This is a genomic window from Streptomyces sp. BHT-5-2 (assembly GCF_019774615.1).
Taxonomy (GTDB): Bacteria; Actinomycetota; Actinomycetes; order Streptomycetales; family Streptomycetaceae; genus Streptomyces.
In genome coordinates this window covers 4104323-4116378 of the sequence record NZ_CP081496.1, presented here as the reverse complement: position 1 = coordinate 4116378, position 12056 = coordinate 4104323, and the positions used below count along the sequence as shown (strand labels likewise).

Below are 12056 nucleotides of genomic sequence, written 5' to 3'. Positions count from 1 at the left end.
CTCATCAAGAGCAAAGGAAAATCCCCATGGCACCCACCGCCTCCCTCACCGCCACCCAGGCCCACGCCCGCCTGCACGAGCTGACCGTCGTCGACGTCCGCACCCCCGGCGAATACGCCTCCGGCCACCTGCCCGGCGCACACAACATCCCCCTGGACCATCTCGATGCGGCCCTGCCCGCCCTGCGGACCGCCGCCGGCCGCGGCGACCTCCTCCTCGTGTGCGCCTCCGGCGTCCGCTCCGGCCAGGCCCGGGAGCGCCTGGCCGAGTACGGCATCGCCGCCGCCAGTCTGACCGGCGGCACCACTGCCTGGACGCAGCTCGGCCACGACGTGCAGCGCCCCGCCGGTTCCCGCGCCGTATGGGCGATGGAGCGCCAGGTCCGCCTCGCCGCCGGCTCCCTCGTCCTGACCGGACTGCTGGCCGGTCGGCGCTGGCCCAAGGCCCGCCTGCTGTCCGCGGGCATCGCCGGCGGCCTGGTCTTCTCCGCCCTCACCGACACCTGCGGGATGGCCAGGATCCTCGCCAAGCTCCCGTACAACCAGTCCAAGGCCACCGACCTCGACACCACCCTCGCCGCCCTGACCGACTGACACCGTCCGGCACGGCTCACGGCTCACGGCTCACGGCGCCCCGCCTGGCGTCCACGCCGGATTTGCCTTCGAGTGGACTCCAACATTCACACTGGCCGCGACGGATCCGCGCCATGGACGGAAGGCGACAGCAGATGGTGACGACGAACAGGGCGGGGCACCCGCTGCCCTACGACACCTATCAGCAGGCGATCGAGCGCGAGACGCTGCGCTTCGCCGAGGTGGTCGAAGGCGTGGATACCAAGACCGCCGTGCCCTCCTGCCCTGGTTGGACGCTGACCGAGCTCACGCAGCACGTGGGAGCGTTGCAGCGCTGGTTCTGCACGCTGCTGAGCCGCCTGGTGCAGGAGCCGCCACGCAGCCGTGAGGTGGAACTGGGGCTGCCGGAACGCGTCGAGGAGTATGCCGACTGGGTGGCGCAGGGCGTCCCTGCGGTGATCGCCGTGCTGCGGGAGACGGATCCCCAGGCTGCCATGTGGGCCTGGGGAGAGGACCAGTACGCGCGGTTCTGGGCCCGTCGGATGTTCTTCGAAACCCTTGTGCACCGGGTGGACGCGGAGCGTGCGGTCGGCCGGGAATCGGACATCGACCCCGTGCTGGCGGCGGACGGGGTGGACGAGTTCCTCGTCAACCTGCCCTACGCGGGACTCTTCGCCCCGGCCGTGACGAAGCTTCGCGGCAACGGCGAGGTGATCGCCTTCCAGTGCCTGGACGCCACCGGCGACAGCGGTGACAGCGGCGGGGTGGGCGAGGAGTGGCGGGTGCGCTTGGACCCGGACGGCTTCCGTCTGCTGCCAGGCGGGTCGGCGGGGACCGACGCCGGGCAGCCCGGGGCGCAGGTGACGGTCCGGGGCCAGGCGGCGGACCTTCTGATGTTGCTCTACGGGCGACGGTCGTACCAGGACCAGGAATCTGCCATCCAGGTCTCGGGCGAAACCGCACTCCTCGATCGTTGGTTCGCCCACACCGCCTTCTGACCCGCGCCGCCTTCTGACCCGCGCCGCCTTCTGACCTGCGCCGGAGAACGAGCCGACAGCGGGGTCGGGCGGCGTACCATGGAGTACGGCAACTCCTTTTCCCCGATGGCTACTTGACGACCCGATGGCCGCTTGGCGACCCGCCGTTCGAGTGGGCAGGGTTCACTGGACCGGGATGAGAGTGCGCAGCGGCGGATGATGGGTTCCCGTGAACCAGCCAGGAGGCAGGTACACGTACTCCTCGCGGTGAGTGAAATGGCTCGCCGTATCCGGAATTTCCACCCCCACCACGCGACCGCTGGTCATTGTGCTCCCCTTGGTCTGCAACGCGCTCAGCTGCGAAGCGTCGACCTGGTCGGGCAGCGGGCCGGCGGTGAACTGCGACCAGGCTTCCTGCACGGTCGGGAAGTAGCCCATCCACTGGTTCAGTACCAGCCCCGTGCGCAACAGGCCCATCAGGACCACCGGCACCGACAGCACTCGCCGCCACCACCGGGCACCCCGCCGGCCCAGCACGGCGCCACCCAACGCCGCCGCCGTGCCTCCGATCCGCCACCACAGTGACATCGGTGGCGGATCGGTGGCCGGCGCGTTGGCGTCCATGTACCACTTCACCAGCAGCGCGACGACCAGCCCGACACCGGCGACAACGGGCAGCCACACCAGTCTCCGGCGCCGGGTACGCCAACCGACGACCGCAAGGTTGCCCGAATGAGGGACTGGTGAGGATTTCCTATGAGGGAGCACTGCTGTTCGCCTGACGCGCCGGTCAGCCGCTCAGGCTCGGCCTGCGGCTAGCTGAAGGGATGCGGCGACAGCGCCGTGAACCACAGCAGGACGACGGTGCGGGCAGAGGTTGCCGGCGGCAACGTCCGCTGCCGTGCGGGCATGATGGGTCAGGCCAGGAAACAACAAGGGCCCGGCGTCCGTCGGGCTCGGTGGAGAGAGAAGGCGGCCGGACATGACGGATCGTTTCACGCCCACCCCCGGTGACAAGTTCAGCTTCGGCCTGTGGACGGTCGGCTGGCAGGGCAGGGACCCCTTCGGCGACGCCACCCGCCCAGCCCTCGATCCGGTCGAGTCCGTGCAGCGGCTCGCCGAACTCGGGGCGTACGGCGTCACCTTCCACGACGACGACCTGATCCCCTTCGGCGCGAGCGACGCGGAGCGTGAAGCACACGTCAAGCGGTTCCGACGGGCGCTGGAGGCCACCGGACTGACTGTCCCGATGGCCACCACCAACCTCTTCACCCACCCGGTCTTCAAGGACGGCGCCTTCACCGCCAACGACCGCGACGTCCGCCGCTACGCACTGCGCAAGACGATCCGCAACATCGACCTGGCGGTCGAACTGGGCGCAGGCATCTACGTTGCCTGGGGCGGCCGCGAGGGCGCCGAATCCGGCGCGGCCAAGGACGTACGCACCGCGCTGGACCGGATGAAGGAGGCGTTCGACCTGCTCGGCCAGTACGTCCTGGAGCAGGGGTACGACATCCGCTTCGCGATCGAGCCCAAGCCCAACGAGCCGCGGGGTGACATCCTGCTGCCCACCGTCGGCCACGCCCTCGCCTTCATCGAGCGGCTGGACCGCCCGGAGTTGTACGGCGTCAATCCGGAGGTCGGGCACGAGCAGATGGCCGGGCTGAACTTCCCGCACGGCGTGGCACAGGCACTGTGGGCGGACAAGCTCTTCCACATCGACCTCAACGGCCAGTCCGGTATCAAGTACGACCAGGACCTCCGGTTCGGTGCCGGTGACCTGCGCGCCGCCTTCTGGCTCGTCGACCTCCTGGAGAGCGGGGGATACCAGGGCCCGCGCCACTTCGACTTCAAGCCGCCGCGCACCGAGGATCTCGACGGGGTGTGGGCCTCCGCCGCGGGCTGCATGCGCACCTACCTGATCCTCAGGGAGCGGGCCGCCGCCTTCCGCGCCGACCTCCGGGTCCGGGAGGCGTTGCGCGCGGCCCGCCTGGACGATCTCGCGCGGCCCACCGCGGAGGACGGGCTCGCCGCGCTGCTCGCCGACCGGAGTGCCTTCGAGGAGTTCGACACCACCGCAGCCGGCGAACGCGGCATGGCCTTCGAGCAGTTGGACCAACTGGCCGTGGAGCATCTGCTGGGCGCGCGCTGACCTCGGGGTCGCCTGCGCGGCGATCCGGGTGGCACGCTCCAACACCTCGGCCACGAGTGGCGTGAAGACGCTGTTCATCACGCCGACGAGTCCATGCGATGTGGACGAGCATCAACGTGGCGTCCGTTTCCTGCCAGCAAGCACCAGCCCTTCCGTCCAGCATGGGTACATGACCAGGAACACCGTGCTCCCAGTTGACGCGACCGTTCTCAAGGAACTGCGGGTTGCCGACGACGCGGGCCGCCCCTGCGCCCCGTACGTCGCGACCCCCGACGACGAGGGCTCGCCGCTGCGCTGCTGTCTGCGCCCCATCACGCCCGGCGAGCGGATCGCCCTCGTCTCCTATGCCCCGTTGCGTCGCTGGGCCGCCGCGACGGGTGCGGATCCGGGCGCGTACGACGAACAGGGGCCCGTCTTCATCCACGCCGATGACTGCGGTGGCTTCACCCCCGGCGAGAACTACCCCTTCGACCGGCCGGGCGCCCTGCGCACCGTGCGACGCTACGACGCCCGGGGCCATATCGCAGGTGGTCGCCTCCTGGAGATCCCGGCCGAGGCCACGGCCGGCTTCGATGCCGCCTTCGACGATGCGTTCGGCGACCCGGACGTGGTGCTGGTGCATGTGCGGGCACTGGAATACGGATGCTTCCACTTCGAGGTGCGACGTCCGGCCGCCGAGGAGTAGCGGCCGACGCTGTGCCCGACGTGCGACCTGGGTGAACGTTTCCGTCTCTGCCGAACCGTTCAATAGCCAGCAGAATCAGCACAGTTGGCCGTCATCATCGGTGTCGGCGGCGTCGCAAAGGCGGTCAGGGTTGCCGTTGGCGTTGCCGTTGGCGGTCCGGTGCAGGATGCGCTCGGGTGGGCTGTCGGCGGTCCTGCACAGGCGGTCCCGGAGCTGGGCGTGGCGGAACTGGTAGACCGCGCCGACGTGGCGCGGCACCTCTCGCGCGCAGGCGTCCGGCACGAACGCGTCCAGCTCCCTCGGCAACCATCCCGTCAGGGGCAGCCAGATCCGGGCCAGGATCACCCAACGTCCCCGGGCGGTCATGGTGCCGGCCCCGAGCGCGATCGTGAATCCGGCCACCAATCCGGCTCCGATCCCGGTCAGGGCAGTGTTCACCAGCCCGAACGCGATCCCGTACCCGACTCCGATCACGAGCCCGACAGTGAGTATCTGCTTGAGTACGGTGTTGCGGTTCGCGTTCAACAGGACGGAACCGTGGGCGGCGATGAATGCCAATCCCGAAGTCCGGGAACGCCTGGGCGACTTGCTCACCCGATCGCCCGTAGCACGACGAGGCACTGAAGCCCGTCACCGAGGGCAGACGTTCACATCGCTATTCACGTTGCGATTCACATCGCGACAGTGCACGCAGCCACGGCGGCGAGAACGGCCAGGGATCGGCCAGGGATCGGCCAGTCACCGGGCCGGACGGAGCCGCAGGTGATCTACCTGAACCTGCGGCGCCGTCGCGGGACTCAGCGACGCCGCTCGGCCTTCAGCGACCGCCACTCGTCCTTCAGTGCCCACCACTCGGCTCGAAGCAACCGGTCTCCAGGAACCGGCCGTTGACGTTGACCTGGTAGTTGGTCGGCTGGGTGAACGCGGTCACACAGGCGTCGTGTCGCACCCGCAGGGCAACGAGGGCGCCCTCGGGCCTGACGGGGTGCGTGTCGGTGAGCCCGAGCCGGGTTCCCATGTCCTGCACGATGAGCGTTCCACGGCCCTGATCACTGTCGGGCCCCTCGTTGCGGTAGCCGAGCTGAAGCAGTGCCACCCGCACGTTCTTCGGGTCCCACACTTTCTTTTCCCACAGGCGTTTGATGACCGGTTCGATGCGACCGGCCTCCCTCCGTGCGATCTCCTCGCTGGCAGGGGACATGTCCTTGGGGACCTTGAAGCCGTTGTTCTCGTGGTAGTGCGGGGCTCCGTCATGGGAGTCGGGCTCCACGTTGCCCCGTGCGGGTCCGACGGGAGACCGCGTGGGTGAAGGGGAGACGGTGCCCCCGGCGCTGGCGCCGGGGCCGACCACCGTCTGGCCGGCGTGCTGCCGGCCACAGCCGGTCAAGGCCAATGCGGCTCCCAGGAACAGGCCCGCAGCAACGTATCTGGGTCTGGATATCTCCATGTGGAGGACTCTGCCACGGCTTCGGCAGGAACGGGCAGGGTGGGGTTATGACCTGCGGTGCCTGGACCTGTGGTGCCTACGGAGGCGTGTGACAGGTCGGCGGTCGGCGCCCCCCTCAACCGTAGGCAGCGTGACGGTCACCCGCGAAGCCAGGCCAGCAGACGCCGTGAAGCAGGCTGCGGGGAGCCGGCTGCCGTGCCTCGGGAGCCTGTTCGGCCCTCCTGTCTGGCTTGCCTGGCTTTCCTGACCTCTTTGGCGAGGCGGTGTTCGTCCGCTCCGCGGATGAGTTCTCGAGAGCGGATCTGGTGCAACGCAAAGTGCATGCTGCTGGCTCCTACTGCTGGAACTACTGCTGGAACTTCGTGACGTCGGCGACCACGCGGCTGCCGTTGTCGGGTCGGCTGGGGGTGGGAGTTGGCTTCATACGGACCGAGGCGCCCTTCGTCGACCAGCGGCGATCCGGTCCAGAGCATCGTGGTGAGTGTCGTGGCAGCGCCTTCGGCGACAGGTGGGACGCCTTCGCGAACGTCCCGATGGCCGGCAACCACATGCTCGCTCCTCCTCATGCCGAGCACGTCGCCCGGCCCCACCGATGCTCAGGCTTCCCACAAGGTGAAGGTCAATCGAGGTTTCTGCCTGGCCCCGTCCGACGGTCCCCCACTCGTTGTTGCTTGAGCGTGGGGGTCTCCCTGGGCACGCGATAGGAGCCGTCAGCAGCAGGCGGGACCATCTACGGCGATGCCTATGCCTCGCTCCCCCTTCGAGAGCGCGCAACGTGGAAGGCGGCGGGGCACACCAACCCCGCAGGCAGGCATTCCCGAGACGGTCGAGGCACCTCTTCCTCGTGCAGCGCGAGACGCTTTCCGCCTTGGAAAATCGAGGCTTGCCATGTTGGAAACACACAGTTAGTGTTTCCAACATGGAAACCGACGGAGCCCTCCGCCCAACCCCGCAGCAGGCCCGAACCGCCCTGGCCGAACTCGAACGCCTCCAGGCATCCACCGCTGCTCTGTCCGCCACCCCATGGCCACGCTGGTTCGCCACGGTCCTCACGCTGTATATCGCGGCCATACCGCCGATCCTCGGGGGTATGACGGCAAGCCCCCAGTGGCTGCTGCCGAAGCCCGCCTGGAGCGTCATCATGGTGCTCACCATCGCGGGGCACCTGGCACTGTTCGCCCTCGCCGCCGCCAACTGGCGCCGGAAGACCGGTGTGGCACTGCGTCTGGACGTCCTGCCCAAGCGCGCCACGCTGCCGCTCATGATCGGCTTGCCTGTCCTGCTGGTCGGAACAGTGGCTGTCTTCCACGCCACCGGGCAGTCCGTGTGGTTGTTCGCCGCCTCCGCGATCGGTGCCACAGTGTCCATCGCCTTCCACCGCGCCTTCGTCCGCCTGCACCGGAAAACGTCGTGAGGGCCGACAGGTCCAGTGGTGACAGTGATCCGAGTGATCCGATGGACGGCTTCGATGCCACCATCCACGCCCCCAACCGACTGCGCATCTGTGCTCTGCTCGACACCGCAGCCGAAGCCGAGTTCGCAGTAGTGCAAGAGCAACTCCATGTGTCCGCCTCGGTTTTGAGCAAGCACGTCACCGTGCTGATGGAGGCCGGCTACGTGGAGCAACGCAAAGCCGTGCGCGACACCCGCCAACGCGTGTGGCTACGCCTGACCCGCGAGGGACGACAGGCATACCAGAGGCACCTCGCCGCACTGCGCGCCATCGTCGGACCGTAACGGGAGCCTCGGCGCGGCGATGCCGCTCGCCGCCCCCGTCGTGCGACTCGGTGACGGCTGGCTCGTCGGTGAGGCGGTCGCCGGGCAGCTTCTCGCCGTGCCACTGCTGCTCGGGGCCGCCGCGGCCTTCGCCTACGGTGCCGGCCTCGCCACCTGGCACGAGGGAGGCCGGATGCGGGAGAGCTACGGCGAGCCCTGGACCGCCTACCGGGCCGCGGTGCCTGCCTGGCTGCCCAGGTTCCGACCTTGGCATCTGGAACGGCGCCACTGCCTGGCATGACTGGACGAACACCACGTCCGAATATCGCCAGTTCCGCTCCTCCGGCTCCGGTTGACTCATGCCCGCAACATGAGTCAACCAAAGCGTTCGAACGGGCAAAGAGGGAGCCGATGGCTGAGGCAACCCGGCTGACTGAGGCCACACAAAGGCCGCAACACTCAGGGTGGCTGCTCACCGCCTTACTGGGCGGAATGTTCCTGGGCAACGTGGACATCGCCATCGTCAACGTCGCCACCCCCACGATCCAGCATCATCTGCACGCCTCCGGCGCCGAACTGGAGCTGATCGTCTCCGGCTACACCCTCACTTACGCCGTGCTGCTCATCACCAGCGCGCGGTTGGGCGGTGCGCGAGGCTATCGACGGATGTTCCAGCTCGGTCTTGCGATCTTCACCCTCGCGTCGTTGGCCTGCGGCCTGGCGCCAACACCTGTCCTACTGGTGGTGGCCCGAGTCGTACAGGGCGCCGGTGCCGCGCTGCTCACCTCGCAGGTACTGACCTGCATCCAGCTCAACTTCCAGGGCCCTGACCGCAGTCGGGCCCTGGGGTGGTACACGGCGGTACTGTCGGGCAGCGCGGTGTTCGGCCAAGTCATCGGCGGTGTTCTGGTATCGGCGGATCTGTTCGGGACCGCCTGGCGTCCGATCTTCCTGATCAACGTCCCCATCGGGTGCTGCCTGTTCGTTGTTGGCCGGCGCTCCCTTCCGGCAGACGGGCGGCGCGGCACGCAGCGCATGGACCTGGCGGGTGTGGCCGTCCTGTCTGCCGCGCTGCTGTTGCTCGTACTGCCCATGGTGCTGGGCCGTGATGCGGGCTGGCCGGTCTGGACGTGGCTGTGCTTCGCCGCAAGCCTGCCCGCGTTCGCGTGGTTCGTCGGGGTTGAGCGCCGAGTGGGCCGGCGAGGCGGGCAACCACTGATCACCCTGTCTCTCCTGACTCGCAAGCCGGTGGCGTACGCCCTGATCTCTCAGGCCGCCACCCGGGCAACGTACTTCGCTCTGCTCTTCGTGCTGGCGCAGTATCTGCAAGCGGGACTCCATAGGAGCGCCACCTGCTCGGGCCTTGTCCTGGTGTCCTGGGTGGCCGCCTTCGGCGTCTCCGGCCCGCTGCTCGGACGCATCCCCACCACTGTCAGACACCGGGTGGACCCCCTCGGCACCCTGCTGCTCGCGCTCGCCTTCGCCGGCATCGGAACAGGGGTGTGGGCCGGCATGACCAGCGGCGTGTACCTGGCGATCCTGCTCGGCCTCGGCGGGTTGGGGTACGGAGCCGCGTTCAGCGGGACCCTCACCCATCTGACCGGCGCTGTGGAGGAACAGTACGCGTCGGATATGAGCGGGCTGTTCAACACGACCCTCCAAGTGGGCGGGGTGTTGGGTGTCGCGCTCTTCGGCACCGTGTATCTGGATCTCGCTCCGAATGGCGGGCGCGTGGCAGCGACGCACGGCTTCATGGTGATCACCCTGGTGCTGGGCGCTGTCGGATTCGCGGCAGCGGTCCTGTCACAACTGGCCGTCCACAACCAGTCGACTGCAACCTCCGCGGCCGGTAGCGGCCCCGCCCGGCCCCGGACCGCCGCGTAAAGGGCAGTGGCTGAAGACGTGTCGGCAGCGCACGATGTCCTGGTCGCCGCAGTCAGTGGGTGATGTTCCTGGATCTTCCTGGATCCTTGAGGTCCTTCACCGCTACGAGGAGCTGCCCGAACTGCACGTGTTCGCCGACCTGTCCGCGGTCCGGGCAGCCATGGGCGCAGCCAGTGGCGACGGCAGGGGAGGGGCAGGGCGAGGGCAAGGCGAAGTGCTCCGCCGGAGCTCATAGACTCAGGGCATGGCATTCATGAGCAACCCGCACTACTGCTTCCTGTGATCGGAAGGCGTTGAGGGCGATGTCGGACGGCATCGCCCTCCTTGGTGTGCCTGCTGCGTGAGTCATCTTTCCGGCACTGCCCGTTCCTTCCCACGGCAGTGACCTTCGAGCACGCATGCGGGCACGCCTTCTTCCTCCTCCCCTTCCCTTTCGCCGTTGCCAGGAGTGCCTTGTGCCTGTGTTGCTTCCCGCTGCCCTCGAACCGTTCCTCGACCTGCTGCGTTGCCCGATATGCCGCGCGCCCCGCCTGGACCCCGACCGCGGCGCACTGCGCTGCCCGGCGGGGCACTCCTTCGACATCGCCCGCCACGGCTACGTCAGCCTCCTGACGGGCACCCGTGCCACCAGCGGTGATGACGCCGCCATGGTCCGGTCCCGGGACCGGTTCCTGTCCACCGGCAGGTATACGACCATCCGCCAGGCGGTGGCCTGCCTGGCGGCCGGCACCGCTTCCGAACACGGCACGGTGGTGGACGTCGGGTGCGGAACGGGCTACTACCTGGCTGGTGTACTCGACCAGTTGCCCGGAGCCCGTGGCCTGGGCCTGGACTCCTCGGTGCGCGCACTGCGCTCGGCAGCCCGACTCCACGAACGTGCCGCAGCGGCGAGTTGGGACGTCTTCCGTCCCTTCCCGCTGGCCGAAGGGGTGGCCGATGTCGTGCTGGACGTGTTCGCCCCGCGCAACCCATCCGAGTTTCACCGGGTGCTGCGCCCGACCGGCAGGCTGATCGTGGTGCGCCCTAGCGGGCGGCACCTGGCCGAGCTGCGCGGCCAGGTACCCGCACTGGTCACGATCGACCCGGGCAAGGAAGAACGACTGCGCAAAGGGCTGGACCCCTTCTTCGAGGCCGTCGTTACCGAACAGATCGAGTACTCCACGCCCCTCACCGGGCAGGAGGCACTGGACCTGGTGGGGATGACGCCGAGCGCACGTCACCTGAACCGTGCAGACCTCGACGACGACGGCATCCTGCCTGACCGGGTCACCGTCTCCGTACTGGCCACCGCCTACCGGCCTCGGTGAACACGAGCGGGCGGACGCGCCCGCTGGGCCGATCACCGCCGCGTCATCGAAGCGATCGGCTTCCGATGCCGCGGCGGGCACATTCTCCTGGCGAGGGAGGCCAAGGGCTGTGTCCGCGGGGAGGTACGGCGCCCGGCGACGCTCCCGGCAGGGCATCGGCCGGCGATGGCCCCGGGACCGCCGGCCTGCTGCGCGCCCTGAGCTGCGCGCCCATATCGCTGTTCATGCCGCTTATGCCGCTGTGACAGACACCTGAGCTACACTTCATGTCGATTTGAGGATAATTCTGTCAGTGATTTCGACACGGCAGCGGGGGAGGGCATGACACTGAAGCACATGGTGTTGCGGCCGTGGACCATGGTCCGGGGACTTCCCGCGACCACGGTGTACGTCACGCTGCTCGTCGCCACCGCCGCCTGGCTCGCCCTCCAACCGTTCCGCGAGCAGGCGCGCTTCATACGTCACAACAGCAGCAATGTGCACCACCTCGAAGTCGGCAAGTGGTGGACCCTGCTCACCAGCGGCCTGGTGGTCGACGGTGTCCCCGTATTGCTCGGCATCGGCGCAGTGGCCGCAGCCCTCGGACTGGCCGAGTGGCGCTGGGGCAGCGCACGCGGCATGGGCGTATTCCTCTTCGGACACGTGGCGGCGACCCTGGTCACCGAAGGCGTCATGTGGCTGATGCGGCTCGCGCATCTGCCGGGTGCCCTCTCCCGTGCCAGGGACGTCGGAATCAGCTACGGCCTGGTGGCCACCATCGCGTGTCTGCTCACCTTGGGCAGCAGGCACTCCCGGCGCTACGGTCTACCGATACTTGCCGTCTTCCTCGCCGCAGCATGGGCGATCAACCAGGAACTGGCCGACGCCGGGCACTTGGTGGCGCTGGCGCTGGGCGTCGTGGCGGCCCGCAGCCGCTGGCTCCGCGCCCGCAGCCCGCGGACCGCCGACTGACCTCGGTGCGGGTCCGCGCGGATCGGAACGGCCGGTAGCGGAAACGGCGCGGGCCGACACCCGGCGAGGGCGTTTTTCCTCTGGAGATGCTGCGCTGCCGCGCCTGACGAACCACCGGACACCTCGGCGGCTCGACCGTCAATGTGCGGTTGTTACGCAGCCGGCGGGCCAGCAAGCCAATGAGTCGGCGAGTAGCCGCGGAGCGACCTCGGATTCTCAGGTGTAGGCCGCCGGAACGCGGGCAGGGGCTGGTGAAGCACAGATCACGAACTGCGGGGAGAACACCATGCACGGCGGCGGAGGATTCAGCGGGGGCGGCCACCACGGTGGTGGTTTCAGCGGGCACCATCACGGCGGCGGGTTGG

At 68.7% G+C, this 12056-nt stretch carries 13 protein-coding genes; 10 read left to right on the top strand and 3 right to left on the bottom strand.

All coding sequences use genetic code 11. The features are described 5' to 3' along the window. The first annotated feature begins 26 nt into the window (after positions 1 to 26). Positions 27 to 593, top strand: coding sequence for a rhodanese-like domain-containing protein (locus K2224_RS18225; RefSeq protein ID WP_221907575.1), 567 nt, complete (start codon positions 27 to 29; stop codon positions 591 to 593). A gap of 113 nt (positions 594 to 706) precedes the next feature. Continuing rightward, the gene (locus K2224_RS18220) at positions 707 to 1570 is read left to right on the top strand and encodes a maleylpyruvate isomerase family mycothiol-dependent enzyme (RefSeq protein WP_221907574.1); all 864 of its coding nucleotides are present in this window, start codon (positions 707 to 709) and stop codon (positions 1568 to 1570) included. Positions 1571 to 1732: 162 nt separating this feature from the next. On the opposite strand, the gene K2224_RS18215 is transcribed toward K2224_RS18220, so the two are convergent. Further along, positions 1733 to 2233 (bottom strand): hypothetical protein, encoded by a 501-nt coding sequence (locus K2224_RS18215; protein WP_221907573.1) that lies wholly within the window; start codon positions 2231 to 2233, stop codon positions 1733 to 1735. A 298-nt stretch (positions 2234 to 2531) separates the two neighbouring features. Between K2224_RS18215 and xylA the strand changes: the two genes are divergently transcribed. Next, entirely contained in the window at positions 2532 to 3701 is a 1170-nt protein-coding gene (xylA, locus tag K2224_RS18210; protein WP_221907572.1) for a xylose isomerase, read from the top strand. 169 nt (positions 3702 to 3870) lie between these two features. Beyond that, entirely contained in the window at positions 3871 to 4386 is a 516-nt protein-coding gene (locus tag K2224_RS18205; protein WP_221907571.1) for a DUF1203 domain-containing protein, read from the top strand. Positions 4387 to 4461: 75 nt separating this feature from the next. On the opposite strand, the gene K2224_RS18200 is transcribed toward K2224_RS18205, so the two are convergent. After that, positions 4462 to 4944: a hypothetical protein gene (locus K2224_RS18200; RefSeq protein WP_221907570.1), complete on the bottom strand. Its 483-nt coding sequence runs from the start codon at positions 4942 to 4944 to the stop codon at positions 4462 to 4464. Positions 4945 to 5224: 280 nt separating this feature from the next. Beyond that, positions 5225 to 5656: a hypothetical protein gene (locus K2224_RS18195; RefSeq protein ID WP_260692765.1), complete on the bottom strand. Its 432-nt coding sequence runs from the start codon at positions 5654 to 5656 to the stop codon at positions 5225 to 5227. 1096 nt (positions 5657 to 6752) lie between these two features. Between K2224_RS18195 and K2224_RS18190 the strand changes: the two genes are divergently transcribed. The 6 genes from K2224_RS18190 to K2224_RS18165 all read left to right on the top strand — a co-directional run bounded on the left by K2224_RS18190 (position 6753) and on the right by K2224_RS18165 (position 11691). Then, a complete protein-coding gene (locus K2224_RS18190; RefSeq protein ID WP_221907569.1) occupies positions 6753 to 7247 on the top strand; it encodes a hypothetical protein in 495 nt (164 codons plus the stop codon). Positions 7248 to 7288: 41 nt separating this feature from the next. After that, on the top strand, positions 7289 to 7570 hold the full coding sequence (locus K2224_RS18185; RefSeq protein WP_221907568.1) for a transcriptional regulator: 282 nt from the start codon (positions 7289 to 7291) through the stop codon (positions 7568 to 7570). A gap of 19 nt (positions 7571 to 7589) precedes the next feature. Next, complete coding sequence (locus K2224_RS18180; protein ID WP_221907567.1) at positions 7590 to 7850, top strand: hypothetical protein; 261 nt, start codon at positions 7590 to 7592, stop codon at positions 7848 to 7850. Positions 7851 to 8041: 191 nt separating this feature from the next. Continuing rightward, positions 8042 to 9433: an MFS transporter gene (locus K2224_RS18175; protein WP_221907566.1), complete on the top strand. Its 1392-nt coding sequence runs from the start codon at positions 8042 to 8044 to the stop codon at positions 9431 to 9433. 455 nt (positions 9434 to 9888) lie between these two features. Then, positions 9889 to 10740: a putative RNA methyltransferase gene (locus tag K2224_RS18170; protein WP_221907565.1), complete on the top strand. Its 852-nt coding sequence runs from the start codon at positions 9889 to 9891 to the stop codon at positions 10738 to 10740. Between the two features lie 321 nt (positions 10741 to 11061). After that, complete coding sequence (locus tag K2224_RS18165) at positions 11062 to 11691, top strand: rhomboid-like protein (protein ID WP_260692764.1); 630 nt, start codon at positions 11062 to 11064, stop codon at positions 11689 to 11691. Positions 11692 to 12056 lie beyond the last annotated feature (365 nt).